The sequence below is a fragment of the Sulfurimonas lacustris genome (assembly GCF_059705355.1).
On record NZ_AP046125.1, the window covers coordinates 569641 to 596232 of the forward strand.

Annotated in this window: 29 protein-coding genes; 11 read left to right on the forward strand and 18 right to left on the reverse strand. The window is 39.6% G+C overall.

Annotated elements, in window-relative coordinates:
• Position 1: 1 nt before the first annotated feature.
• Genes AC6H4V_RS03080 through AC6H4V_RS03100 form a run of 5 tightly spaced genes read left to right on the forward strand, consistent with a single transcriptional unit; the run spans position 2 to position 4709 of the window.
• The gene (locus AC6H4V_RS03080; RefSeq protein ID WP_497607427.1) at positions 2-1123 is read left to right on the forward strand and encodes an ABC transporter permease; all 1122 of its coding nucleotides are present in this window, start codon (positions 2-4) and stop codon (positions 1121-1123) included.
• The gene (locus AC6H4V_RS03085) at positions 1123-1863 is read left to right on the forward strand and encodes an ABC transporter ATP-binding protein (protein ID WP_428730161.1); all 741 of its coding nucleotides are present in this window, start codon (positions 1123-1125) and stop codon (positions 1861-1863) included. Before AC6H4V_RS03080 ends, AC6H4V_RS03085 begins: the two co-directional genes overlap by 1 nt.
• A 5-nt stretch (positions 1864-1868) precedes the next feature.
• Positions 1869-2831: an MlaD family protein gene (locus AC6H4V_RS03090; protein WP_497607428.1), complete on the forward strand. Its 963-nt coding sequence runs from the start codon at positions 1869-1871 to the stop codon at positions 2829-2831.
• Between the two features lies 1 nt (position 2832).
• Positions 2833-3429: an ABC-type transport auxiliary lipoprotein family protein gene (locus tag AC6H4V_RS03095; protein WP_497607429.1), complete on the forward strand. Its 597-nt coding sequence runs from the start codon at positions 2833-2835 to the stop codon at positions 3427-3429.
• Complete coding sequence (locus AC6H4V_RS03100) at positions 3420-4709, forward strand: aminopeptidase P N-terminal domain-containing protein (protein WP_497607430.1); 1290 nt, start codon at positions 3420-3422, stop codon at positions 4707-4709. Before AC6H4V_RS03095 ends, AC6H4V_RS03100 begins: the two co-directional genes overlap by 10 nt.
• On the opposite strand, the gene AC6H4V_RS03105 is transcribed toward AC6H4V_RS03100, so the two are convergent.
• The 12 genes from AC6H4V_RS03105 to AC6H4V_RS03160 all read right to left on the reverse strand — a co-directional run bounded on the left by AC6H4V_RS03105 (position 4706) and on the right by AC6H4V_RS03160 (position 14846).
• On the reverse strand, positions 4706-5137 hold the full coding sequence (locus AC6H4V_RS03105; protein ID WP_497607431.1) for a hypothetical protein: 432 nt from the start codon (positions 5135-5137) through the stop codon (positions 4706-4708). The genes AC6H4V_RS03100 and AC6H4V_RS03105 overlap by 4 nt on opposite strands.
• Positions 5138-5142: 5 nt before the next feature.
• Complete coding sequence (locus AC6H4V_RS03110; protein ID WP_428730156.1) at positions 5143-5433, reverse strand: hypothetical protein; 291 nt, start codon at positions 5431-5433, stop codon at positions 5143-5145.
• Between the two features lie 3 nt (positions 5434-5436).
• Positions 5437-5826: a chaperone NapD gene (locus tag AC6H4V_RS03115; protein ID WP_428730155.1), complete on the reverse strand. Its 390-nt coding sequence runs from the start codon at positions 5824-5826 to the stop codon at positions 5437-5439.
• Between the two features lie 24 nt (positions 5827-5850).
• Positions 5851-6294, reverse strand: coding sequence for a PAS domain-containing protein (locus AC6H4V_RS03120; protein ID WP_428730154.1), 444 nt, complete (start codon positions 6292-6294; stop codon positions 5851-5853).
• Between the two features lie 22 nt (positions 6295-6316).
• Positions 6317-7267 carry a WD40 repeat domain-containing protein gene (locus AC6H4V_RS03125; protein ID WP_497607432.1) on the reverse strand — a complete coding sequence of 317 codons (951 nt, stop codon included), beginning with the start codon at positions 7265-7267 and terminating at the stop codon, positions 6317-6319.
• Entirely contained in the window at positions 7264-7749 is a 486-nt protein-coding gene (locus tag AC6H4V_RS03130; RefSeq protein WP_428730152.1) for a ferredoxin-type protein NapF, read from the reverse strand. The genes AC6H4V_RS03125 and AC6H4V_RS03130 overlap by 4 nt, the downstream gene beginning before the upstream one ends.
• Complete coding sequence (locus tag AC6H4V_RS03135; RefSeq protein WP_497607433.1) at positions 7749-8447, reverse strand: nitrate reductase cytochrome c-type subunit; 699 nt, start codon at positions 8445-8447, stop codon at positions 7749-7751. Before AC6H4V_RS03135 ends, AC6H4V_RS03130 begins: the two co-directional genes overlap by 1 nt.
• Positions 8448-8457: 10 nt before the next feature.
• Complete coding sequence (gene napH / locus AC6H4V_RS03140) at positions 8458-9285, reverse strand: quinol dehydrogenase ferredoxin subunit NapH (protein WP_428730150.1); 828 nt, start codon at positions 9283-9285, stop codon at positions 8458-8460.
• Positions 9282-10073 carry a ferredoxin-type protein NapG gene (gene napG, locus AC6H4V_RS03145; protein ID WP_428730149.1) on the reverse strand — a complete coding sequence of 264 codons (792 nt, stop codon included), beginning with the start codon at positions 10071-10073 and terminating at the stop codon, positions 9282-9284. The genes napH and napG overlap by 4 nt, the downstream gene beginning before the upstream one ends.
• 56 nt (positions 10074-10129) lie before the next feature.
• A complete protein-coding gene (gene napA / locus AC6H4V_RS03150; RefSeq protein ID WP_497607434.1) occupies positions 10130-12952 on the reverse strand; it encodes a nitrate reductase catalytic subunit NapA in 2823 nt (940 codons plus the stop codon).
• Between the two features lie 221 nt (positions 12953-13173).
• Positions 13174-14181, reverse strand: a complete 1008-nt coding sequence (locus AC6H4V_RS03155) for a type IV pili methyl-accepting chemotaxis transducer N-terminal domain-containing protein (protein WP_497607435.1) — start codon at positions 14179-14181, stop codon at positions 13174-13176.
• Positions 14178-14846, reverse strand: coding sequence for a Crp/Fnr family transcriptional regulator (locus AC6H4V_RS03160; protein ID WP_428730146.1), 669 nt, complete (start codon positions 14844-14846; stop codon positions 14178-14180). Before AC6H4V_RS03160 ends, AC6H4V_RS03155 begins: the two co-directional genes overlap by 4 nt.
• 108 nt (positions 14847-14954) lie before the next feature.
• On the opposite strand from AC6H4V_RS03160, the gene AC6H4V_RS03165 reads away from it, so the two are divergent.
• Positions 14955-16211 carry a diguanylate cyclase gene (locus tag AC6H4V_RS03165; RefSeq protein WP_497607436.1) on the forward strand — a complete coding sequence of 419 codons (1257 nt, stop codon included), beginning with the start codon at positions 14955-14957 and terminating at the stop codon, positions 16209-16211.
• Here AC6H4V_RS03165 and gdhA read toward each other — a convergent pair.
• From gdhA to AC6H4V_RS03185, 4 genes are all read right to left on the reverse strand, one after another.
• On the reverse strand, positions 16208-17560 hold the full coding sequence (gene gdhA / locus AC6H4V_RS03170) for an NADP-specific glutamate dehydrogenase (RefSeq protein ID WP_497607437.1): 1353 nt from the start codon (positions 17558-17560) through the stop codon (positions 16208-16210). The genes AC6H4V_RS03165 and gdhA overlap by 4 nt on opposite strands.
• A gap of 124 nt (positions 17561-17684) precedes the next feature.
• Complete coding sequence (locus AC6H4V_RS03175) at positions 17685-18029, reverse strand: translation initiation factor (RefSeq protein WP_497607438.1); 345 nt, start codon at positions 18027-18029, stop codon at positions 17685-17687.
• Entirely contained in the window at positions 18026-18865 is an 840-nt protein-coding gene (locus AC6H4V_RS03180) for a DUF5718 family protein (RefSeq protein ID WP_497607439.1), read from the reverse strand. The genes AC6H4V_RS03175 and AC6H4V_RS03180 overlap by 4 nt, the downstream gene beginning before the upstream one ends.
• Positions 18852-20456: an ABC-F family ATP-binding cassette domain-containing protein gene (locus AC6H4V_RS03185; protein WP_497607440.1), complete on the reverse strand. Its 1605-nt coding sequence runs from the start codon at positions 20454-20456 to the stop codon at positions 18852-18854. The genes AC6H4V_RS03180 and AC6H4V_RS03185 overlap by 14 nt, the downstream gene beginning before the upstream one ends.
• Positions 20457-20584: 128 nt before the next feature.
• On the opposite strand from AC6H4V_RS03185, the gene AC6H4V_RS03190 reads away from it, so the two are divergent.
• Positions 20585-21001: a GNAT family N-acetyltransferase gene (locus AC6H4V_RS03190; RefSeq protein ID WP_497607441.1), complete on the forward strand. Its 417-nt coding sequence runs from the start codon at positions 20585-20587 to the stop codon at positions 20999-21001.
• A gap of 48 nt (positions 21002-21049) precedes the next feature.
• On the opposite strand, the gene AC6H4V_RS03195 is transcribed toward AC6H4V_RS03190, so the two are convergent.
• Positions 21050-21268 carry a cold-shock protein gene (locus AC6H4V_RS03195; protein ID WP_299857204.1) on the reverse strand — a complete coding sequence of 73 codons (219 nt, stop codon included), beginning with the start codon at positions 21266-21268 and terminating at the stop codon, positions 21050-21052.
• Positions 21269-21493: 225 nt separating this feature from the next.
• Here AC6H4V_RS03195 and AC6H4V_RS03200 point away from each other — a divergent pair, with 225 nt between their 5' ends.
• Positions 21494-22036, forward strand: coding sequence for a hypothetical protein (locus tag AC6H4V_RS03200; RefSeq protein WP_497607442.1), 543 nt, complete (start codon positions 21494-21496; stop codon positions 22034-22036).
• Positions 22037-22039: 3 nt separating this feature from the next.
• Complete coding sequence (locus tag AC6H4V_RS03205) at positions 22040-22243, forward strand: RNA-binding S4 domain-containing protein (RefSeq protein ID WP_497607443.1); 204 nt, start codon at positions 22040-22042, stop codon at positions 22241-22243.
• Here the strand turns inward: AC6H4V_RS03205 and AC6H4V_RS03210 are convergent.
• The gene (locus AC6H4V_RS03210) at positions 22240-22950 is read right to left on the reverse strand and encodes a DUF445 domain-containing protein (RefSeq protein WP_497607444.1); all 711 of its coding nucleotides are present in this window, start codon (positions 22948-22950) and stop codon (positions 22240-22242) included. The two genes, AC6H4V_RS03205 and AC6H4V_RS03210, sit on opposite strands and share 4 nt — an antisense overlap.
• Positions 22951-23022: 72 nt before the next feature.
• Between AC6H4V_RS03210 and AC6H4V_RS03215 the strand changes: the two genes are divergently transcribed.
• The gene (locus AC6H4V_RS03215) at positions 23023-23499 is read left to right on the forward strand and encodes a hypothetical protein (protein WP_497607445.1); all 477 of its coding nucleotides are present in this window, start codon (positions 23023-23025) and stop codon (positions 23497-23499) included.
• A 9-nt stretch (positions 23500-23508) separates the two neighbouring features.
• Positions 23509-26592, forward strand: coding sequence for an efflux RND transporter permease subunit (locus tag AC6H4V_RS03220; RefSeq protein ID WP_497607446.1), 3084 nt, complete (start codon positions 23509-23511; stop codon positions 26590-26592).

The window sequence follows — 26592 nt, forward strand, 5'->3', positions numbered from 1 at the left end:
TATGAACGCTTCATCTTTTAGATTTATCGATACAAAGGATGCGCTCTCTTTAAAGTTCACAGGAGAGCTCACCCTCTATAACCTCACAAGCTACCAAAAGCAGATAGAGAGGACATCTTTTTCTAAAGAGAAGAAAATCATTCTTGATTTGTCTGAACTTGAGTTTTTAGACACTGCGGGAGCTCTTTTTTTAAACCATCTTCAAAACCATTTTCATGCAAAAGAGTTAAGCGTAGAGATACAGAGCCAACATCAGAGTGTTCTCGCAATGCTACAACTCACCCAAAAACAGGAGAGTCAAAAAGAGACTATACCAAAGAAAAAAAAGAGGAGTATGGTTGAAAAACTAGGTGTGGGCGGCTATAAAAGCTACCTCAGTTTTCTCTCCTTTTTAGCATTTATGGGTGAGCTTTTTATGCATAAATTGCACTATCTTTTCTCTTATAAAAATATTCGCTTTAAAGAAATAGCTTTTGAAATCAACGAAAGTGCTCTTAAAGCGCTTGGTATCATCGCGCTGACAAGTTTTTTGATTGGTGTTGTTATTGCGTATCAGTCCTCTGTTCAGTTAAAGCTTTATGGAGCAAATATTTTTATCGTAGATATGCTTGGACTCTCTATCTTACGTGAGCTCTCTCCTCTCATTACCGCAATAGTTATTGCAGGCAGAAGCGGCTCGGCATTTACTGCGCAAATAGGCGCGATGAAGATAACACAAGAGCTAGAGGCGATGCAGACGATGGGTTTTGACCCCTACAGATTTTTAGTTGTTCCAAAGATAATCGCCCTTATGATAACAATGCCCATTATGATTTTTGTCTCCGATATAATGGCTATTATTGGCGGTATGGTTGTTGCAAATCTTGATATGAGCATCACTGTTGAGATGTTTTTAGAGAGATTTAGTGAAGTTATAGCGATAAAGCACTTTTTAGTGGGAATTTTTAAAGGTCCATTTTTTGCATTTTTGATTGCCTCTATAGCTATTTATAGGGGAATGTTGGTCAAAGACGATACGCAAAGCATCGGGTTTAACACGACAAAAAGCGTTGTTGAATCCATTTTTGCAGTCATTATCTGTGATGCGGTTTTCTCTATCGCTTTTACGAATTTGGGAATATAATGCAAAATGTCATTGAAGTCAGAGGACTAAAAACGCAGTTTGATGAGAGAATAATCCATGAAAACATCTCTCTTAGTGTTCCAAAAGGGAGTATCTACGGGCTTTTAGGTCCTAGCGGATGCGGTAAAACTACGCTTCTTAAAGAGATGGTTATGCTTCAGGAGTTTCATGGTGGTGCGATTGAGGTGTTGGGAAAAAAGCTTCAAGATATTGGCTACGATGATGCCATGAGCCTTCGTAGGGAGTGGGGAGTGCTGTTTCAAGCGGGTGCACTCTTCTCATCACTCAATATTCGCGATAACATAGCGCTCCCCTTAGTCGAATACAGTGATTTGTCTGAGGCAATGATTAGTGAAATAGTAGCATTTAAGATCAATATCGTGGGACTAAAAGCCTCAGATGCCTATCTTTACCCATCCCAAATAAGCGGTGGAATGAAGAAAAAAGCAGCTCTGGCACGTGCTCTTGCGATGGACCCTAAACTTCTCTTCTTGGATGAACCCACAAGTGGACTTGACCCCATTTCCGCTCGTGATTTTGACGCTTTGATTTTGAAATTGCGCGATCTTCTTGGGCTCACCATCGTTATGGTCTCGCATGATCTGCGCTCCATCTATGATACACTGGACTATGCGGCAGTTTTGGATGAGAAAAAAGTAGTCTATGAGGGGAATTTAGATAATATATTTGGCGTTGAAAATCATTTTATCAAAACTTTTTTTAGCGGTGTACAGAGGTAATATTTATGAATAATAGAGTCAATTACAGTTTAGTCGGTTTTTTAATGCTTTTGGGAGTTGGCTTGATGCTGGGATTTGGGTACTGGCTCTTAAAGCCATCCAAAGAGGTTGAGATGCGAACATACGCTATCTACTTTGAGGAGTCTGTTTTAGGGTTAAATCTCGATGCAGCTGTAAAGTACAGAGGTATAAGTGTGGGTAAAGTAACTGAACTCTCCATAAATCCTAAAAATTCTGAAGAGGTAAGAGTGCTTGTAAGCATACTCAAATCAACACCTATCAAATCTTCCACAAGGGCGCAACTCACATCACAAGGCATCACGGGTTTGAGCTACATCAACCTAAGTTTTGGTGATGATAGTGCAGAGCCACTCAAGCATACCGAGGGCGAAGAATTTGCAGTGATAAAAACTATTCCGTCTCTACTTATCAAGATTGAAAACAGTCTAGGCGACATTACACTACAACTCTCAGATACACTTAAAAATTTTAACTTGCTACTAAGAGATAAAAATCAAGAAGAGATAACGCTTCTTTTAAAAAACAGTGCGCTTTTTGTTTCAAAACTCAATGATATTTTAGACGATGAGACAGTAGGAAGCTTAAAGCAAACGATGAAAAATTTAGAGAGCTCTTCAGCAAAACTTGATGCAATGATGCCACGTATAGCAAAGTTAATTGATAACAGTATCGTCTGGGAAGACCGTGTAGCAGGCTCTTTTGGCTCTATTATGCAGAGCTATATCGGTATCCGCGGGGCCATGGACACAATCAACAATGCGGTTAAAAGCGGTGATTTTAACTTTAAAGAGATGACAAGCGAGCTTATACCGACGATGAATAACACGCTTTTAGAGATGCAAACTCTTATGATAAAGATAGAAGAGACGCTCCAAAAGCATGAAAGAAGTCCATCGGATATTTTGTTTTTGCAAGAGCAGATGAAAAAAGGACCAGGGGAGAAGTAGCATGAGATTTTTTGTATATATGGCAGTAGGGCTCTTTTTTTTAGGATGTACAACACTTAAGCCAACAGTGGCTGAGTATAGGATGACATTGCAAGAGAGTGTGGCAAAGAGCAACGCTCAAGGATGCAGGGCAAAATCACTCAAGGTGGCGCAAGCATTTAGTGCCGCTTCACTTCTCTCTTTGCAGATGGAATATACCGAGGCAAATGGTAAGGTTTTTGCCTACTCACAGTCACAGTGGCAGGAGTCTGTAAATAGTTTTATCACCTCAGAACTCTTTTCAAGCATAAGAGATTTTGAGCTCTTTGGAAGTGTCCACCCATTTGGCTCCAGAGTAAAGACAGATTTGGTCTTAGAGACAAATATAGAGGAGTTTACACAGCTTTATACTGCCGATATGAGCAGCTCTTATGTCAATCTCCTTATCTCGCTCACACTTGTTGATACAAAAACATCTACTGCTATCGCAACAAAAACCTTTCGCTCAAAAGTAAAAACAAAAACAGCGGATGCTTCTGGAGGGGTAGAAGCATATAAAAAGGCTCTTGGAGAGATTGTTGCAAACAAGAGAGCATGGCTTGAGGAGAGATGCAGATGATTTTGGAGAGTGAATACAAAAAGCGCAGAGATAAAGTTTTTAAAAAGTTAGCAAAAAGCTCTCTAGCGGTACTCTTTAGTGCAGAGGCAGTAACGCGTTCACACGACACAGAACACCCTTATAGACAAGATAGCAACTTCTACTATCTTACGGGCTTCAAAGAGGATAATGCTATCCTCCTTTTTGTAAAGAGCAGTACAAAGTGTAAGACGATTCTTTTTGTGCAAAAAAAAGAGAAGACCTTAGAGCTTTGGAACGGAAAACGCCTTGGCGAAAAAGAGGCAAAAAAGAGATTTTTAGTCGATGAGGTCTATGCAACGAAGGATTTTAAAAAAATCTTTTTAGAGTATAGAGGCAAGAAAAAAAATCTCTACTATGAGCAAAATGCCAAAAAAAGCGGTCTGAAAAAGATGATAAAAATCGCGAAATCATTTCAAGCAGAGCATGACATCCTCCCTCTCATTCAAAAGATGAGGCTCTACAAATCTGCCGCGGAGATAGAGCTTATCAGAGAGTCCATCGCCATCACTGCAAAAGCGCATCATAGGGTTATGAATATAGCGAAAAAAGGCAGATACGAGTACCATCTTCAAGCAGAGATAGAGCATGAGTTTAAGATGAATGCTGCCTATAGCGATGCATACACCTCTATCGTTGCGTGTGGGAATAATGCAAATACGCTTCACTACATAGAAAACTCCAAAGCACTTGAGAGTGGTGAGCTTATCCTCATCGATGCTGGGTGTGAGCATAACTACTACGCTAGCGACATCACAAGAACTATCCCCGTGAATGGTGCGTTTAGCGAGGCACAAAAGGAGCTCTACATGCTAGTTTTAGAGACACAACTCCAAATCATTCGCATGATTAAACCTTTTGTAAAGAGAAGCCATCTACAAGAGAGTGCTGAGAGACTTTTGACAAAGGGAATGGTAGAGCTTGGGATTTTAAGTGGAGATGTTAAAGAGCTTATCAAAAAACAGAAACATAAAAAGTATTATCCTCACGGAATAGGGCATTGGATGGGCATCGATGTACATGACCCAGCACCCTACAGAGATGCAAAAAACCAAGAGATACCGTTGCAAAAAGGGATGGTTTTAACCATAGAACCAGGTCTTTACATCGATGCGAACGACAAAAGCGTGCCAAAGAAATATCGCGGCATCGGAATCAGGATTGAGGATAATATCTTAGTAACAAAAGATGGGTGTGAAAATCTCTCCTCTGCGATTGCTAAGAGCATCGAAGAGGTAGAGGCGATGTGTGCTAAAGATTAGCTCTCATAAACGTAGCTCCATCCAGTGAGTTCGTTTGTTTTGGCTTCACTGAAGTTCTTAGAATCTGCTAAGAAGTCCATCACAAACATAGGTGTGTGAGGGATATTTTGCATATCCTCTTGTTTGACTAGAAGAAGAGGCATATGCGTTTCATGTGTGCCTTTACCAAATCCCACAGGCATCATCTGACTCATAATCTCTTGAGGATTTGTGATACTATGTTCCTCTAAAAACTTGCCAAAAACAGCTTCTTGAATCTCTTGTGGTAAATTCTCTTGCGTATTTAAAAAGAGGGTAAAGTGGATGGGAGTCTCTTGAAAATGTTTGGGAGCAGGGGCAGCCATAATGATATGTGAGACACCCTTAAGATGGTTTTGAATCTCATCGTACCCGAGATAACTGAGTGTTTGTATGGCTTTTGCTTCCAAATCTCTTAGTTCCCTTTGATGATTGGTTCGCCAAGTTCTTCTTCAAGCTCACGTTGAAGTTTTGACATCTCAAAGCGGATAGTGTCCATGACGTAGGGAGGAACGTTGAGGTCTTTTGTCCATCTTACCTCTATGTTGCCGCCATAAAGTGCGCCTAACTCCTCTATCTTTTTTGAGTACTCTTGCAAATCTGCACAAATTTCAATCTTGTTTTCAAAGAGATCTCTCAACTCTATATACCAATCTTCACGACTGTTTTGTACCATTTTTATCGTTGATTCAAATACTGCAGACAAAGCTTACCTTTCTGTTGCGTCAAATTTTTTTGTAAATGTTATCAAATCATCTTTGGTCTTTAAGTCTCCATTGTATTTCATGGAGGCGATATTGACATTTTCATCATCGAGCATTTTAGGAACAGCGTTACCACCCTCTATCACTTCCATGTGTGCATCAAGCTCATCTTCGCTATAAGACATCTGCATATCAGCAGTAACCACATGTGGAATTGCTTCAATAACTCTTAGTTTTTCAAGCTCCTCTGCAACATTTTCACCCTCGATAGTGATGATAATCCTTCCTTGACCATCATGCATATGATAATCACAAACTTCACAATCTTTTAGGCTTTGCACTACTTCATCTATATACTTTGGGGCAGTTTTAACTACTATACTTGATACATTCATCTCTCTATCCTTGTTGTTTAAAATTTATTGGTAGATAACTTTTCTTACTCTCTCGCCACTCTCTTGGCGCATTTTGTCATAGAGTTTTTGATGCGCTAACTTCTCATCATGCGTAATAGGTGCTCTTAGTGATTTGTACTCCACAAGCACTCCATCTTTATAGACACCAGAAACAATCGCCTTAACCCAGTAAAAACCTCTATCTTTTCTGAGATTTTTCACAACTCCAACCCACTGTTTTTGCTCTTTAAGCGTGTCCCACATCTCTTTATAAACCGCTTTTGGCATATCTGGGTGACGTACAATTTTATGCGGCTTTCCTAAAAGCTCATCGGGAGTATAGCCACTAATTTGGCAAAAAAGCTCATTTGCAAAGGTAAGATTACCCTTCAAATCTGTTCTTGAGACGATAACTTCATCATGCGGGACTTCTGTCTCTATCAAAAATTCACTCTCATTAAATTCCATAACTACTCTCCTTTTGGTAATTTTATTTTATACTATATAAATTAATGGTTTTATCATCACTACCAACCAAAAATCTATCTTCATCGATAAATATAATCTTAGTTAGTGTCATTTTATTGCCACCAAACTTTCCGAGCGTTGCTTTGGTGATGGTGTCAAAAACAGTAACGTTGTTGAGCTCATCAGATGCAAAAGCAGCAGTTTTGCCACTTGGAGAGAGACCTACACTATAGATAAGAAATCCAGACTCTACAAAGTAGGCAGAGTTGACTTTTGGAACGTAAATAACCGTTCTTCTATCTTGCCCTGCAGTTGCGATGACCCCTTTTTTGTAGTCAACCTGAAAAACATTGTCAAGATTTTGGTCTGCTAGAAGTTTGAGGTGTTTGCCGTTTTTTGTATCATGAATTTTAAGATCCCCGCTCTCATCAGCTACGACAGCTTCGCTCTTTTGCTCATTTAAAACAAAGTCAGAAAACTTCGCTCCAGAGACCTGTAGGGACCAGTTGTATGTTTTTTTGTTGATGTCATAGGAGATGAGTTCATTGCTTAAAAGCCCAAGAAGAATCGTATCTTTGTTTAAAAATTTTGCTTTTGCTACGGCAAGAGCTTCGTTGGTATCAAAGAGTAGTTCTGTTTTGTCATTTTTATGAATATGAATACGTCTAAATCCATCTTTGTCTTGCGAGAGAATAAGGATTTTATCCTCTATCACGTCAACTGAATAGACTTTGGAGTGAACTAAATCTCCAGCAAAGTCGATTATTTTTGGCACTTCTATCTTTTGCAAGAGTTTTTTTGTTTCAAAATCAAATATATCGACACTGCTAGCAGCCGTGGCACTGTAAATCTTGCCATTTTTGTAAACTATGTCCACAACAGAACCACTCCCTTCAAAACTACCCACTGGCTGTTTAAGAGGTACGGCAAAAAGTGAAGCACATAGAAGAGTGATACTTAAGAGAAGTTTCATGATAATACCTTTATTTCAATTGCATCTGTTGGACATCTGCTAATGCAAAAGCCACAAGCCGTGCATTTATCGTTTATTTGTGGCATAAACATCGCTTTAAAGTCAATCGCATTTTCAAGACATGGGTCTTTGCAAGAAAAACACATGGTGTGATCCCAGCTTAAACACTTCTCTTTGTTGATGCTTACTATTGCAGCTATTTGACTTTTTGCATCGAGTGTTAAAACGCCAAATTGACACGCCTCGGCACATTTGTCGCAGTAGGTGCAACCATTTTTTGTAAAGAGAAGATAAGGAGTTTTATCGCTAGCAATAGCAATTATATCTTCTTCACAAGCAGTGGCACAAGCAGCGTCACACTTGTTACACTCATTGTGAAAAAGAGATAGGTCACTGTAGTAAGGAGGACGGATAAACTCTTCTTGCTTTTTTTCTTCTTTGTGAAGAGAAGCAAGAGAGCTAAAGAGCTCTCTTCTTTGCATTAGTGTGCTGCATCACCTAGTGTGCCAGCTTTAGAGTTTTTGTTTGCTAAGTCATCCTCAGTAACAAAACTTGCTGCACCGACCGTGTTAAGAGAATTTGTATATTTTTTCTCATCCCATGTAGATTTGTCCGCACCGTCTTTTGATGTAAATACCGGTTCAAAAGTATTTTCAACAACTAACTTACCTTGTGATTGTGGAGCATGGCAAGCAGAACAGTTAAATCTGGCATTTTGAAGTGTATCATGTTTTGTGATAGAAACTTCATTTTTGTAGTTATTTACCGCTTCAACAAAAACGCCATTGACCAATTTTCCTCTTGGTCTGAAGTCTGTAAAGTGTGATACTGGAATCGGAGTTGCACCCATCGCTGGAGCTACTTCTGGCATGTGACATCCAACACAACTGTTATCACCAGCTTTGATTGGAAGCATACCTACTGTATCGTGTGGAATCATTGGAGGAGCATCTTGAAACGCTCTTTTGATTCTTGTACTTGTTGTAGCCTGAGCAGTACCATACGCAGTTTTATCTGCTACTGTATTGCTCTCAGTGTAGATATCTGTTTTTCTAAGACCTAAAGACTCTTCGCTAATTGAAGGCTTTACTACCTCTTTTTGTGCACTTTTACCGCTTTCTGCCATACAACTTACACTAAGGAGCGCAGCAGCTACTAAGCCGATTGTTATTTTCCCCATTGCTTTCATTTTATTCTCCCGATTTATTATTTTTTATGAGATCTCTGATTGAAAAATTAAGAGCATCATCATCACACACTTCTATACATCGTGCACAGTTTGTACACTCCCCTGAGAGGACTGGCATAGTCTCTTTTCCTATCATGTACAAAACCTGTTGCTCAGGACAAACAACTTTACATTTCATACAAAGTGTACAGTTCTCCTGTGTGTGGTGTACTCTTACTAAACTATACTTACCAACAAGTGAGTAAAATCCACCTAGTGGGCAGATATGTCCACACCAACCATTTTTTAAAACTAAAAGATCGAAATTAAAGATAATGAGCACTGCTGCCCATCCAAAACCCATCCCAAATATAATGCCTCTATGAAGCATAGATATCGGTGATATAAACTCAAAAGCAGCTACACCCATAGCAAATGAGATGATGAGACTTAAAGCTAAAACCCAGTAGCGAAGGTTACGTGTTGCTGGTTGCTTTTTTGCAAAATCATCTACTTTTATCTTTCTTCTCAAAAATGCAGCTGCATCCGTGACAAGATTGATAGGGCAGACCCAACTACAAAAAGCACGACCACCTACTACAAAGTAAAAGATGGTAATGATAAGCGCGCCAACAACCAAATCTACCGCTAAAACAGCACCTGCTGCAAGCATCTGAAGTACAGCATACGGGTCACTTAGTGGAATAATGCCCAAAATTGAGGAGGAGCTAAGATTTCCCATCAAAGCAGTCCAACCCCATGCATTTGCACCAAAGTAGAGAAAAAGCAAGCCTATTTGTGTGGTTCTTCTAAAAAAAAGATATCGATAATTATTCCAAAGTGTTCTCATTTGTATAAAACCTCTTCATCATTTAAAGAATCAACAGCACTTTCCTTGCTTAATTCAGTTTTTGTTTTAATCTCGGTCGCATCCTCGAGTCTCTTCTCATCGTTTTTATCCCAGCCCTTGATATAGTAGTTACCAGCTTTGCCCATTGCAACCTCTTTTGGAAGTACAAAAATAGCAGGCTTTTCAGTAACACACGCTTTCTCACAAAGTCCACAGCCGGTACATGCGTCAGCATGAACAACTGGGGTAAGAAATGCATGCTTTCCTGTTCTCTCATTTTTGTTGTACTCAACAGATATAGCTTCTCCTAAAATCGGACATGCTCTGTAACACGCATCGCACTGTATGCCCCAAAAGGCGATACAAGTCTCTCTGTCGATGACTGCTAGTCCCATTTCAGCTATGTTAATATCGAGTTTTCCATCTGTTGTGACACTCGCTTCATCAAGTGCACCTGTTGGGCACACAGGAACACAAGGAATATCAGGACACATATAACAAGGGATGTCTCTAGGGATAAAATAGGGTGTCCCTAAAGGTTTATGATCACCTGGTTTTGCCAACAATAGCGTATCGTATGGGCAAGCTTCAACACAAAGCCCACATTTGATACAAGTTTTTAGAAAATCCTCTTCTTTGATAGCTCCAGGTGGACGCAAAAGAAGTTGAGAAGCTGTTACTTCATCAACATACGCACTCCACACGAAACCGCCAAGAGCAGCTATTCCTGCACCTCTTGCCATTCTCAAAATAAACTTTCTTCTATCGCTTTCTTCTCTTGCTGTCATCTTTTGCAGGGAGTTTTGCTAAGCAGAACTCCCTCTCCTTTAATTTTTTTGTTGGTTTATGCTTTGTAAATTTTTACTGCACACTTTTTATAGTCTGTTTGTTTTGACATTGGACATGTCGCATCAAGACAAACTTTGTTGATAAACACTTTTTCATCAAACCATGGAACAAACACAAGTCCTCTTGGAGGTCTGTTTCTACCACGAGTCTCAACCCTTGCTTTTACCTTGCCACGGCGAGATTCAACCCAGCAAAGCTCACCCTGCTTGACGCCCTTTGTTTCAGCATCTTTTGGATGCATATAGCAGAGAGCTTCAGGAACAGCGCGGTAAAGTTCAGGAACACGCATAGTCATCGTTCCAGAGTGCCAGTGCTCAAGCACACGCCCTGTACATAACCAAGTGTCATATTTTGCATCTGGCATTTCTGGTGGATCCATATATGGACGTGCAAAGATTTTTGCTTTGTTTGCAAGTGACTTTTGTTCTGTCGCTTTATCCATACCTTTTAAGTCACCAAATTTAAGCGCTTTTGCAAGTGTTCCGTAGAATGCATGCGTATGATCTGTCCCTTTTGCAGCTTTTGCAGCATACGGGTCATACTTCACGTTAAATCTCCACTGTGTCTCTTTACCATCAACAACTGGCCACTTAAGACCACGAACTTTATGGTACATGTTAAATGGTGCAAGGTCGTGCCCATGTCCACGTGTAAATGCTGCATACTCTTCAAAAAGATATTTTTGAACGAAGAAGCCATAACCTTCAAATACTTTTCCGTCACTTCCAACAACTTTTCTGCTGTCTCCGTAACCCTCAGTATTGTCATACCCTTTTTGGATAGGGTCATTTTGGTCAAGTTTATATGATTTTGCAATATCGTTAGCAAAAAGAATCTCAAACATAGTTGTATCTTCTTTGTAACCCATCGCCTTTGCTTTTTCTATAACACTCGGAAGTGCTTCTTTTCTTGGACCGCTTGGTTTCCATTCACCCCACATGTCTTTTACTGTAAATCTCTTAGAGAGCTCTATCCACTGCCAAGTATCACTCATAGCTTGACCTACTGGAAGAACTTGTTGTCTCCAGAGTTGTGTACGACGCTCAGCGTTACCGTAACCACCCCACTTCTCATAAATCATAGCAGATGGAAGGATAAGGTCAGAGACTTTTGCAGAGATACCTGGGTAACCATCAGAAGTTACGATGAAGTTATCCATCTCACGTGCTGCTTTAATCCAGTGCTCAGCAGATGCTGTATCTTGGTAAGGGTTACAAACGTTTACCCATGCAAATTTGATAAGACCATCTTCGATATCACGGTGGATTTTCATAATGTGTTGTACGCCCACTGGGTTGATAACACCCTCAGGAATATTCCACTTGTTTTCAGTAATCTTTCTGTGTGCAGGATTTTCAATCATCATGTCCGCAGGAAGTCTGTGTGTAAATGTACCAACTTCACGAGCTGTACCACAAGCTGATGGTTGACCAGTAAGTGAGAATGCACCATCACCTGGTTTTGCTTGTTTGTTAAGCATAAAGTGAACGTTATAAGAGAGTGTATTTACCCATGTACCACGTGTGTGCTGGTTCATACCCATTGTCCAGAAAGAGACAACTTTTCTATTTTTTTCGATATAAAGGTTTGCAAGTTCTTGAAGTTTTGCTTTGAACTTTTCTATATCTTCATCAGGGTCACCTTTTACAATTTTTGCTGTGTAGTCAAGTGTGTAAGGTGCAAGAGATTTTTTATAATCCTCAAATGAGATCTCCCAGTGACCGAGTGTTCCTGCTTGGTGGTTCATAGTGTCACCAGCTTTGTAGCCGTATGGCTCAAGCGCAGGACCCTCTTTTTCTGAAACGATAGTCTTCATCTCTTTAGAGATAATTTCCATCTCAGCAGCGGTGTATTTACCATCTTTAAGAGATTTTTCACCCTCTCTTCTCAATCCATAACCGATGTTTACAGGTCCAACTGTGAAAATCATATGCTTTTTAACGAAATCCCAGTCGATGATTTTTTCAGCATCATCTCTGTAAACAATTTCTCTAGCTATATAGTTCCAAAGTGCCAAGTCAGTGTTTGGTGAGAAGATAATCTCGATATCAGCGATGTCAGAAGTTCTATGTGTATATGTTTGGATAGAGATAACTTTTACACGCTCAGGGTCAGATAACTTTCTATCAGTTACACGAGACCATAAAATCGGGTGCATCTCTGCCATGTTTGAACCCCAAGATACGATTGTATCAGTAAGCTCGATATCATCATAACAACCAGAAGGCTCATCCACACCAAATGTTTGGTAGAAACCAACAACAGCAGATGCCATACAGTGACGTGCATTCGGGTCAAATGCGTTTGAGCGGAAACCACCACGCATCATTTTTGATGCAGCATAACCTTCCATGATAGTGTATTGCCCTGAAGCAAATACACCAACACCCTCTGGACCACTTGCTTTGAGTGCTTTTTTGATATGGACTTCCATCTCATCAAAAGCTCTTTTCCATGATACAGGAGCAAACTTACCTTTTTTATCAAAGTTTCCATTTGCATCAACTCTAAGTAGTGGTTGCGTAAGTCTATCCGCACCGTACATAATCTTTGCATTAAAGTATCCCTTAATACAGTTAAGACCACGATTTACTGGAGCAGCTGGGTCTCCCTTAACAGCAACGATTTTACCGTTTTTTGTTGCCATCATAATACCACAACCAGTACCACAGAAACGACAAGCTGCCTTGTCCCATCTCCAGTCGCCTTCAGCCTCTGCTGCTGCTGCTTCTAGCTCCGCTGGTACACTCATACCAATCGCTGCTGCTGCAGACGCCGCCGCTGAACTTTTAAGAAATTCTCTTCTTGAAAGTGACATATTTTCTCCTTAAATAATTTTAGAAACACGAAAATTGTAAGTTAATAAACCTTACTTTTTGATAAGGTGCCCATTAACATGTTTTAATGATAGCAAGTAAAAGTAACAAATTCTTTGATTTAGGTCATAAGAGTAGTTTTTTAAGTTAAGACTAATTTAAAATTAGAGAGAGTGTAAATATAAGTAACACTTACAAAGAAGATAAGCTGCAAAAATAAAATTTATTGTATCCCTTGGCAGCTTTTGATGAGTTTGTCTAGCTCTTCTTTGAGATTTGCCAGCTTTTTTGTGGAGTTGATAAGCACCTCAGTGGATTCTATAACCATGTCTTCACTATTTGTCAAGTGTTTTGATGCTGAGGCATTGTCTTGGAGTTCGATGAGAATAGTATCAAACTCATCTGTGAGCTCTTCTAATTTAGAGGATGCTTTTTGCGATTGAAGGAGCGCTTCGTTGGAAAACTCCACTGCGGAGTTGATTTTGTTGATAAAGCAGTTGATGGTATCGCTTACCTCCAAAATCTCACTCTCGCTCTCTGCTTGGAGCTCTATGGGTGCGAGGTTAGAGATGTTTTCATTATCTACAAGCATTTTAGAGTACTGCATAAAAGAGTCAACGTGCGCTTCTATGGACTTGAGTTGTACTAAAGAGTATAAAAAGAGAAGGAAAAGAACGCCACCAGCGCTGTATTGGAAATTTTTGATAAAGTTTGTTTTCTCTTCGCTATAGTTAGTATAGAGAGTAACAAGGGTATCGACATCGTGTAGAAGCATCACATTTTGCGTATAGATGGAGGCAACTATTTTTTCAAGCGTCTCTTTATCTTGACTTTGTGAAGTTTCAAGTTTTTTAAAATTTTGGACATCGTTATGGAATTGGTGCCATAAGGTATCGATTTTTGAGAGTTGTACTGCTATCTCATGACTATGAAACGGTGCTATTTTTTTGGCAACATCTCCAACTTTAAGAGTGTTCAACCCTTTGATAAAAGTGTTACATGCTGCATCTAACTCAGCATAGTTGCCCGAAGAGTGATGGTTGATATAAAAGACATTTTTTGCAATTTGCTGCGTAAGCATTCTCTGTTTTCCAGCGATATTGATAACAAGTGCATCTTTTATGTTGTGTTGGTTAAGATAGATGGTTGTCCCTATAACGGAGGCGATAAGGAAGATAAGAAGTGCCCCGATAAACTTGATTTTAGTACTGATTTTATTAAACTTCATCATGATAAACCACCTTTATAGATGCTTGTTAGCATCTCTTTGTTTAAGATAACAATATTTGTATTTTCCGTCTCTATAATGGCACTTCTTTTGAGTTTGTTGAGTACTCTTGAGAGCGTCTCGGGTTGGATGTGAAGCATAAAAGAGACCTCATGTCTTTTGTGTGAGTTAAACATCTCTAGGTCATTTGCAAGAGCAAACGCAACTTTTGCTGTTGCGTCAAAGACAAGCTCTCTGTTGACAACACAATGAAGCTGATGTGTTTTTGAGAGAATCTCGTTGATAAACTCATTGTTGAGAATGTTTTTAGATAAAAATTCCTGTTTGAACTTTATAAAATCTACCTCCAAAACAACGCTCTCTTCCATAAACTCTGCATTTGAAAAGCAGTGGATAGTGTCACTGCTTACTGTGGTGAGTTCAGAAATCATTGTGTCTTTGTAGATGTAGTAGAGAAATATCTCATTTTCATATTTGTCGATTTTGTAAACTTTGATGAGACCTGAAATGAGGAAAAATATTTTATTGTTACGGTCGTTTTCGTAGTACAAAACAGAGTTTTTTGCGTAGTTGCTGACTTTTGAAATAGCGTCAACAATGTCCAGCTGATCATCGTTGAGAGAGTTAAAAAAGGATAGCTTTTTAATAAGATTTAATTTTTCACTCATACTTCTTCTTTGTGTTTATAATCTCTGAATTTTAGCATAAAAGAGCTCTTTTTAAAGAGCTATTGGCATAGGGTTTGCTTTGTTATATAAAAGATTTTTGGGGGCGTGATGGATTTTACAGAAACTTTAAAGTCAAGAAGTAAACTTTTTTCTATTTTTTTGATTCTCACGCTTAGTCTCTTAGGTATGGGTGCTATGGGGGCAACGAACCTAAAGGCTATGAAAAAAAATCTTGATGGACTTTACTTTGGTTCGCTTGTTCCCATTGTGGAGCTAAATACCATTCTTCAAACATACCATGACAACCTTGTGGGTACGCTTTATAGAGCAAAAGAGGGGCAAATCGCACCCAATGAGTTCAAGTCAGAGATAGAGTTTGCGATAGCACTTATCGACAAAGAGTGGAAGAGTTATGAAGCACATTTTAAAAGAGATGAGGAGCTGGAGTATGTTGCCTATGCAGCCGCTGAGCTCAAAGAGACAAATGCATATTTTGCAACAATTTTGAGAGCGTTTGAAGAGGGGCAAGATATGCGGCAGCTCTCTTTTGGGCAGCTTGAAAAAAAAGTAACGCACATCCATCAAGTGATAAAAAAGCTTATCAGCTATGAGATAGATATCGCAAAATACGAACGAAAAAACTTTCTCAGTATGCATGAGGCTCTTTTGCTCAAACTTGGTGTGCTTTTAGTGATGGTTATTTTGGGAGTAATGGTTGTTTCGTACTATGTTCTCAAAAGCATTCAGAGTGATCAGAGTGCACTTGAGATGAGTGCAAAAAAATTAAAAATTGCAAACAAAAAGCTTGAGAGTGCCTCATATACGGATTCTTTGACCTCTCTGCATAATAGGAGATATTTTAATCTTGTCTATGAACGAGAGCTAAAAAGAGCAAAAAGAAACAACGCGTATATCACTTTTATGATGCTTGATATTGACTTCTTTAAACAGTACAACGATACCTATGGGCATATCAAAGGGGACGCGGTTTTAAAAAAAGTAGCATCGGTTTTTCAAGATATCCTAAAGCGTCCGAGTGATTATGTCTTTAGGCTTGGCGGAGAGGAGTTTGGAGTTTTGCTTACAGATACATCTGAGACAAACAGTGCGAGTGTTGCACAAACTATTTGCGATGCAGTCCTAGCAAGTCAAATCACGCATGAGAGTTCAAAAATAGAGAAATATATAACAATTTCTATAGGTGTTGCATGTTGCATAGCCGATGGCGCGCTAGATGAAGAACTGTTGATGGCAAAGGCAGATGAAGCGCTCTATAGAGCAAAAGAGGGCGGAAGAAATAGATATGAGCTTACAACGGAGATTAGCACAGCTACTCCGCTAGAAGCGGAGGAACAGAGTGCTTAAACGAGTCCTTGCTCAATCATAGCATCCGCGACTTTTCTAAAGCCTGCTATGTTTGCGCCTAAAACTAAGTTAGTAGGTTGACCAAACTCCGCAGCAGTAGTGCTTGCGTTGAGGTAGATGTTTTTCATAATTTGTGCTAGTTTTGCATCGACCTCTTCAAACGTCCAGCTGCACATAGAAGCATTTTGTTGCATCTCCAACTGACTTGTTGCAACACCGCCTGCATTTGCCGCTTTTCCTGGACCGTAGCAGATTTTTGCATCAACAAAAGCATGAACAGCATCTAAAGTTGAAGGCATATTTGCCCCTTCACTTACGCAGATACAGCCATTTGCAAGAAGAATTTTTGCATCATTTAAGTTGAGTTCGTTTTGTGTAGCACTTGGGAATGCTGCAAAACATTCAACTCCATAAACTGCATTTGTCCCCTCAGGATACTCTTCTATTGGAGTATATTTTGCATTTGGTCTGCTGTTTAAATACTCAGTAAGTCTCGCTCTTCTTACTTCTTTTAAATCTTTTAAAAGGTCTAAGTCGATTCCATCTGGGTCATAAATCATACCGTTTGAATCGCTACATGTTACAGGAAGCGCTCCGAGGTGGTAGAGTTTTTCGATGGTGTAGATAGAGACGTTTCCGCTACCTGAGACAACACATCTTTTACCCTCAAGTGTTTCACCTCTATCTTCTAGCATATATTTTGCAAAGTAAACTGCGCCATAACCTGTTGCTTCTGTTCTTACAAGTGAACCACCCCATTTGAGTGATTTTCCAGTAAGGACACCCTCATATCTGTTGGCTAGTTTTTTGTACATACCAAACATATAGCCGATTTCTCTGCCTCCAACACCGATATCACCTGCAGGAACGTCTGTATTTGCGCCGATATGTCTGTAGAGTTCGCTCATAAATGCCTGGCAAAACCTCATGATTTCGTTGTCAGATTTACCTTTTGGATTGAAGTCGCTTCCGCCTTTTCCGCCACCGATTTGAAGACCTGTAAGCGCATTTTTAAAAATTTGCTCAAAACCTAAAAACTTGATAACACCAGCATTTACGCTTGGGTGAAAACGAAGACCCCCTTTGTATGGTCCAAGAGCAGAGTTAAACTCGATTCTAAATCCCTTGTTTACTTGGATTTCTCCATTGTCATCTACCCAGTTAACACGAAAAAGAATCTGACGCTCTGGCTCAACAATTCTCTCAATAATTTTATGTTTTCTGTATTTTGGATATTTTTCCATCAAAGGTCTAAGAGACTCTAAAACCTCTTCAGCCGCTTGATAAAATTCTGTTTGTGATGGACTTGTTCTTTTTAGGTATTCAAATACCTCTTTGACATATGGCATATAACTTCCTTAATTTAAATGGAAAAATATGCTATCTTAAAAAAGATTAAATTTTCTATAATTTTAGATGTTTTTTAACAAAATGATGAAAATTTCATCAATTTATCTCTTGACAAAAGAGTTTTTAATGTCCGTGTTTAAACCTAAAACCGCTCTCTATAAGTGAAGCTCTTAGTTTCTCTTTAAGTTCGCCCTGAAACTCCATCCATCCCTCTTTGAGCGTACCACCGCATCCAAGCTTTTTTTTGAGTGTTTTAAGAGTAGCTTCTGCATCGTTTTGAGTGAGGTGAAATTCGCCTATGAGAGTTACTGTTTTGCCGTTTCTTTTTTCTTTTTTAAAGAACAAAAAGTGTTTTTGCGGCTCTAAAATCTCGTCTGATATATCTGTTTTTCTAACAGAGGCAACCTCCGCCCATCCATCTTCTATCTCGGCACCGATGAAAATATCAAGTTTTTTGCCTCTGCTCATAAGCAAACCTTTTGTCTTAGGAGGCTTGTGTCTTGCGCAAGAGTGATATTTGCTTCAACCATTTCAAGAAGAGAGGATGTGTTTGTTGTTTTGTTGTTGTAGAGCATAATGATAACTTCATCGCCATCTTGCAAAAAAGTGTGTTCCCCGTAAGAAGTATATCTTGTTGCGCCTATGCTTATGATGGCTTTTGTCGGGTAGTTGCACGCAGTTATATAGCTGCTCAAATGCTCTAATGGTCCAAAATCTTCTTGCGTGTTTATCTGCTCTACTATCCAGCCAAGAAGTTTTTCATAAAAGTAGCTATACCCCTTAAGCCCCACATCTTCACCGTATGCGTGTATGCCCTCTCCCCTTTTTAAAAACGAGCAGATAGAGTAGTTGTCCATGATGCCGCCATCGCTGAATTTGTCAATCTTAATGAGATTTTGGCTAACTCCTTTTGAGTTTTCGCCCCAGTTTTTTTTATCGCTGATTTTGCTAGCTCCCGCAACTCTGATGGAGCAGTCGTTGTATGCGGCAAAATGGGTTGGGATAATCTTTGAGAGCTTGTTGTTTTCATAGACAAAATCACAAATAAGGGCAACTTCCGGTTCAGCTTGAACATTGACATTTTGAGGAGGTAATTTGATGGTTGAGCTTGAGAGAGGGTAGGTGCTTAAAATCTCTTTTGCTTCATTTACTTGTTTTGGAAGATAAAAAGGGAACATCCCTTTTGGAGCGGCTTCGTCAGCGGTGATAATCTCTTTAAAATCTTCCAGTTCGCCCGCTTGAGCTAAGTGCAGAGCAAAATTGCCTGCAATGCCTAGCCCTAAAAAATCTCTATATGCGTCCATTGTTTTTTGCTTCTGCAAACTCTTCATAAGAGCCTTTGAAGTCCACATACGTGCCGTCTGCTCTAAGCTCGATAACACGATTTGCAAATGCATCTAAGAGTTCACGGTCATGAGAGACACAGATAACATTGCCTTTGAAGTTGTAGAGTGCTTCGCCCAGAGCTACGATAGCCTCAAGGTCTAGGTGGTTTGATGGCTCATCGAGTACCAAGAAGTTTCCACCCTCAAGCATCATTTTACTTAGCATCATTCTATGTTTTTCACCGCCTGAGATGCTGACAACTGACTTTTCTTGCTGTTCACCAGAGAAGAGCATACGCCCCAAACAGTTTCTAATCTCTGCAATATCTCTCTTTGGATCAAATCCTCTTAACCAGTCATAAAGAGTTCCATCGCCTTTGATGATATCTGCCGTATCTTGCGGGAAGTAGCTGTTCTCGATAGTTGCACCCCAATGAATTTCGCCGCTTGTTGGCTTCATCTCTTCCATGATGATTTTGAGCAGGGTTGTTTTTCCCACACCGTTAGAACCTATGAGTGCAACTTTTTCATCCGGTTCAAACTTGAGGTTGATATCTTTTAAAACATCATTGTCGCCATAAGAGTGGCTGACATTTCTGACTTCAAGTGCCTCATCCCCCATAGTTCTTTTTGCTTTAAAGACGATGCTGGGGTCTCTTCTTGAAGATGGTTTGATGTCATCAATTACAAGTTTGTCAAGCTGCTTTTGTCTTGAAGTCGCCTGTTTTGCTTTGGAAGCGTTTGCGCTAAAGCGGCGAACGAACGCTTCTAGCTGCTCTTTTTCTTTCTCTTTTTTAGCGTTGTTTAGCTCTTGTTGTTTTGCTATGACATTTGCGGCGATGTACCAGTCGTCATAGTTGCCCGTAAATTCACGGATTTTTTGATAGTCAACATCCAGAATGTTTGTAACAACTGAGTTCAGGAAGTGTCTATCGTGAGAGATAACAACCATCGTTCCCTCATGGCGTTGCAACTCATGCTCCAGCCAGCTGATAGTCTGGATGTCAAGGTTGTTGGTAGGCTCATCAAGGAAAAGAACATCAGGTTTTGGAAAGAGAACCTGAGCAAGAAGAACTTTAAATTTGTCCGCACTGTCAAGTGTACTCATAAGTTCCCCATGTTGGCTTGCAGGAATCCCGACATTTTCTAAAACTTTTGCGATGTTTACATCATACTCATAAGTCGGATCTTCTTCAACACAGATAACTTCTAACTCCGCAAGACGGTCATTGACTGCATCGTCTTCAAAATCGCCGGTTGCATAAATCTCTTCTTTCTCTTTGATGGCATCATAAAGTCTTTTGTTGCCGCACAAAACTGCATCTGCAATCGTGTAGTTCTCATAAGCAAACTGATTTTGCCCTAAAACACCGACTTTAAGTCCGTTTTCGACGACGATATCGCCTTCGTATTCATTGATTTGTCCGCTTAAGATTTTTAAAAAAGTTGTTTTTCCAGCACCATTTGCACCGATAAGACCATATCTTTTGTGACGGTCAAGCTTAAGATTTATTTCATGAAAGAGGATTCTGCTTCCATAACGCATTGTCAAATTTTGTACTATTACCATGATTTTTCTCTTTAGTAGGCAGCTGCATAGCCTATGATTTTTCGCGATTATAGCCAATAGTTGTTTAAAAACTAATTACTACCTAAGCCCGTTTTGGTATGATATGTGCAAAAATTTGAGGCGATAAAATGCAGATAAGAGAGCTTGATTTAAAAGAACTTTTGATGGCTTATGAGGTGGTTTCACAGCTTCGAACTTCACTTTCTTATGATGAATTTGAAGATTTGGTTTATGAGATGCAGCCAATGTGCTATAAAATGCTTGGGATTATGGAGAGAGACAAACTTGTGACATATGCAGGCGTGGCGATACAGACAAATCTTTATGACAAAAGACATCTTTTTGTTTTTGATTTGGTAACGGATGAGGCTTGCAGAGGCAAAGGGTATGGGAAGATGATGCTTGCGTATCTGCACGACTATGCAAAAGTGGGAATGTGTACAAATATAGTTCTATCCTCTGGTTTTGCACGAGAAGAAGCGCACTGTTTTTACGAGAAAAATGGATTTGTAAAGAAAAGTTTTGTTTTTTTTAAGAGTGTTTGAGTGAAGTAAGTGTAGAAGTTTGCGGGCAAAAACCCGCAATGTAAAACCTTATAGAGGTGTTACGTTCTCAGCTTGAGGACCTTTTTGACCCTCGCCAAGTTCAAAAGTTACTCTTTGACCTTCAGTCAAAGAAACACGACCTGGTCCTGTTCTGTTTACTTGGCGAAAGTGTACGAATACATCTTTTCCACCATTTTCTTGTTGAATAAAACCATAACCTTTTTCTTCATTGAACCATTTAACTGATCCGTCTAGCAATTCTGCCATGTGTAGTACCTCTTTGGTAAAAATTCACTTCTATAAAAAAAGTGGAGTCAAAATAAAGGGAGAGTCGTTTGTCTAGCAGAATATACTATAGATGAGCTCGCACACAAAAATCTTTCATCGAGTAGAAGTATAACGAAAAATTTAAATTTTGCACAAAAAAATAAAAAGTTTAAAAAAAATGACGAATTGTCGATAGTTAAAGTAACAAAACGAAAAGGATTTTTCATGCAAGTTACATCAGACACATCTCTGCTTAGCAGAGCAAAAAGCAGTGTAGAGATTAAGCCGCTCTATACGGAGAAAATCTCCAAAGATGAAGCCAAAGAGATAAAAGAGCAGATACAAAAGGGTGCAAATGAGATGGCTTTTAAGTCTGCATCTTTTCAAAGTGCACTTTTTAGAAAAGATGATGCCTTCGCAAAAGAGTATGAGAATTTTCAGACATTTTTGCAAGATATAGGGTACGAGGGCAAACCCATAGCCAAACTCTCTAAAGAGGAAGCAGGTGCGCTAGTTGCTGAAGATGGCTTTTTCGGCGTTGCAAAAACATCGCAAAGAATCGCTGATTTTGTTATCAACGGGGCAGGCGGCGATGAGAAGATGCTTCGTGCAGGACGTGAGGGAATGCTTAGAGGATTTAAAGAGGCAGAGGAGATGTGGGGTGGAGAGTTGCCTGAAATCTCTCAAGAGACTATGAAAAAAGCATTGGAGATGGTCGATAAAGCGATGTACGACCTTGGTTACTCTGTGCTAGATACAGAGGTATAGTTGATGAAATACGAGCTAAAAGAGGAGTATATAGAGCTTTATAAGCTCTTTAAGCTCTTAGACCTTGTTGATAGCGGTGCGGAGGCGAAGCTTATTATTGCAGATGGACATGTTAAGAGAAACGGTGAGGTTGAACTGCGAAAGAGAGCAAAGATTCGCAGCGGAGATGTGATAGAAGTCGCTGATGTAACTGTTGAGGTTCTTTAGAACAAAAACGAGCTGAGCACACCTATAATTCCACCAAAGACACCACCCCAAACGACGAGCCATGAGAGGTGTTCTTGAATGATTTTTTGTACCATCTCTTTTACCATGGTTGGGGTGAGCTGATTGAGTCGTGTGTCGATGATACTCTCAATGGAGAGAAGCATATCGTCGTTTAAAGAGGATTTTTGCAGATGATACTGGAGTGTTTCGTTAAAACTTTGGGAATTGACGATTTTTACAACGGCATCTTTCATTTTTATGGAAAATGGTTCACGAAGCCCCTCTAGTATGGATGCTCCTCCAAACATCCCTAGCATCCCTCCAAAAGAGGATTCCATCACTGTTTTGCTTAGTGCATCAAAAGCAGGCGAGAAATCAGTCTCTTGAATGATGGGTGTGAGGTCTATCTTTCTCTCCTCTTTTTTAAAAAAATACTCTAACTGCTCTTTTGTAAAAAACTCCTGCATCATCAGCGCCTTTATGGACTCTTTAAACGCCTCAAATTTGGCAGGGATAACACCTGAACCATAGAGAAGCGGTACTTTTTCAAAGAGCATATGGATGGCAAGTTGATTAGTGATAGCACCTGAGAGCGCAAAAAGCCCAGTGTAGAGCAACAAAGAGGCGAAAGTACCCTCTGTGAGAAAAGAGAGAAGAACCAAAAGGGTAGCGATAGCGTTTGTGAGAAAAGTTTTAGAGAAATTCAATTGTAGTTCCTTTTGAAAAGCAAAATTATACTAAAAAGCGCTTATAATGGCACAAATAAAAAATGGATATTTATGATGAAACAAGAGAGCTATGAACTTTTTGAGAGTGCTACGGTTGAGACAATTTTAGAAGTTTTACAAAATGAGTTACAAAAACGCAATGAATCTCCTTTTTGGAGAGAAAAAGTCGTTCCTTTTAGCGAGGCGATTTTGAGTGTTTTGGTACCGCTAAGAGACAGAGGTATGCTCTTTGACCCCCAAGGAGCGAGTGTTTCTTTGCTCACACCTGAGCTCTTTTTCGCATGGAGTGATTTTTTGAGCCTTAAAACACTTGCCTTTACGCTTCAAAAATCAAATGAGGCAGGAATTCTACTTCGGACAAAACTTGAGCAGACATTGTGCGAAAAATATGTTCCTGTTGATTTGACGACTTTGGGTGCGTACCTCTCTAAAAACAGAGTAAATTTGGAAAATGAGTATCTCGATTTTCCGATTTCTAGCTACAACTTGCATCAAGGTGTAAGCAATGTTATCAAATCACTTCTCTAAGAGCCTCATTTGATAGGGTTTATAGAGTATTTTATAAAAAATAGCAGGCTTAACTACGCTATTTTATTTTTCTTGATTTTTATGGGGATTAACTCCTATGTTGCTATTCCCAAAGAGATTTTTCCAGATGCCCAGCTTGATCAGATAAGTGTTTTAGGCTCTTATGGTGGTACGAGTGCTTCTGTTATGGATAAAATGGCGGTTCGTGATATCGAGGATGAACTTAGCAACATAACGGGTATCAAAAAAACAGAAACCACCATTACTCCGGGTGCATTTGCCATTTTGCTTACGCTCGATGAGAGTAGCAACAAAGAGATAACGCTTGGGCGCGTCAAGGATGCTATTGCGTTAACACGGCAGTATCTTCCTTCTGACATGAATGAACCTGTTGCAAGGCTTTTAGACAAAACGCGCTCCCTCATCAAAGTGGCGGTCTCCTCAGCAACCCTACCCATAAGTCAACTAACGGTTATAGCGCAAGAAGTAAAGACAAAAATAGCGAAATTAGAGGGCATTAGTGAGGTCTTGATTCGAGGAGATTCTGATGAAGAGGTTATTATCAAAATCGATTCTGAAGCTATTTTGGCGTATGGTTTAGGGCATGAAGGGGTGCAAAAAGCTATCGCAAATCTCTCCTATATCTTCCCCATTGGTAACATTGAGCAAAAGGGAAAGTTTGCCTACATATCAACTTCTAACGGCAAGGCAGATGCAAAAGAGTATGAGGAGAGCATCTTGGAGGTGGATGGAAAATATATCCGCCTTGGAGATATCGCAACAGTAACCATAGAGTACCCACAAACCGATACGCTTGCCACTTTCAACAACAAACAGACGATTTCGCTTGTTGTCTCAAAAGGAACACAGGGAGATTCTATCGTTCTCTCTAAAAAGCTTCAAGAGTATGTACGCTCTATTGAGCCAAACTATAAAGATGTCAATTTTTACTTTTATGAAGACTCCTCGAAGCCTGTGCGACAGAGGCTTGACGTCATCATCTCCAACCTCATGTTTGGACTTATTTTGGTCTTTGTGTCGATGGCGATTTTGATCAATATCCGTATCGCAACTATTGTTGCGCTTGGGATACCTTTTTCGTTTATCATAGGGCTTTTAAGTATCTACTATTTGGGCTACTCTATCAATGTTGTTTCGCTTCTTGGAGCACTTATCGTTATAGGTATCGTTGTGGATGATGCCATTATCGTAGGTGAAAACATCCAGCGCTACATCGATGAGGGGATGAGTAATTATGATGCGGCAGTTGCAGGTGTAAAAGAGATGATGCTACCGGTAACACTTGCGACAGTGACGACAGTAGTGGCATTTTTACCTATCTTTATGCTTCAAGGTGAAATCGCCCTTTTTATCATGCTTATTCCTATTACGGTTATTATTATTTTGCTTGGTTCTCTTTTAGAGAGCTTCTTTTTTCTCCCTTTGCATGCGCAGGAGTTTTTACGCAAGAGCAACAACTCTATTAGTTGGGTTCCTTTTGAAAATCTCTACCAAAAAACTATAGTACGGTTTTTGAACTATAAAAAAATCACGCTTCTGCTCTTTCTCGTTCTTGTGCCGCTTGCAACTTTTTACACGATGAAATCTATGAAGTTTCAGTTTTTTCCAAATTTTGATGGAAACTATCTCTATATCTCTGGCAAACTTGACATTAACACGCCGCTTGAAAACAGTTATCAAGTCTCTAAAGAGATAGAAGCCGAGCTGATGAAGCACGCTGAGGAGTTTTCACTTAAAGCCATCTCCTCTGTTGTGGGATACAGACGCAGTCTCTCTGGCGATACACAAAGAAACAACGGCGTTTTTATGATAACGATGGAGCTCTATGACAGAGAAGAGACTAACTGGGTCGATAAGTACATCAATCCAGTGCTTAATTTTAGTTTTGCGTTTAATAATCCTGAAAATATCCGTAAAAAACAGACTTTTGAACTCTCCCCTCGTGCCAAAGAGATTATTGCGCCTTTTAAAGAGAAGTATAACATGGAGGATTTGGGTGTTATGGAGGATAAGTCAGGGCTTATCAAAAGTGATATTCAGATAAATCTCTCAGGAAGCAATGATGCAGCACTGCAAAAAGGGATCAAAAAGCTAGAAGAGCAGCTCTCTCAAATCAAAAATGTGCGAGATTTTAGCGATAACATCAAGTATGGAAAGATGGAGTATATCATTAAAATCAACTCTTATGGCGAGAGTTTGGGCTTAAGCGAGGGGGTTGTCGCTAAAACTTTAAGTGCTTACTTTTTAGAAAAAAAACAGGCGACTACTTTTAATGATTTGGGAGTTATGGATATCAAAACACAAGAGAGCGCAAAAGACAGTATCGCTACTTTTTTAGATTTTAGCATAGCTCTGCAAGATGGAAGGTATGTCAAACTCTCAGATATCGCAGAGATTTCGCAAGTGAGAGATTATGAGAAAATCGATAAACTCAATGGAAATATCATAAAAACTGTCTATGCAAATATCGATAAAAGAAAGATTACCTCACAAGAGGTGCTAGATATGCTTGAGCCCACACTGCAAGAGATAAGAGACTCAGGCGTGGATGTGGCGCTTCTTGGGGAAAAAGAGAAAAACCAACAGCTCAAAGCAGAGATGCAAACCGCGGTGTTACTTGCACTCTTTTTGATTTTTTTAACACTCTTGCTTATTTTTCCAAAAATAAAGTATGTCCTCATGGTCATGAGCGTTATCCCACTTTCGATTTTAGGTGCGCTTTTGGGACATAAACTGCTTGGTATCAACCTCACGATGCCCTCTATCATAGGTATTTTGGGCTTAGCGGGTGTTGTTATCAATGATGGGATTATTATGCTTGATTTTCTTCACGGAACGCATAAGCTAGAGGAGTTCTTACAAAGAGCAAAACTGAGACTTCGTCCGATTATGATTACCTCTATAACAACTTTTTTAGGGCTTTTTACGCTTATCTTTTATGCAAGCGGTCAAGCGGTGATTTTGCAGCCTATCGCCATTTCTATAGGCTTTGGACTTGTGTGGGGAACGTTGCTAAACCTTATCTATCTCCCAACGCTTTACGCGCTGGTCAATAAAATAGAGGTCAAGTAG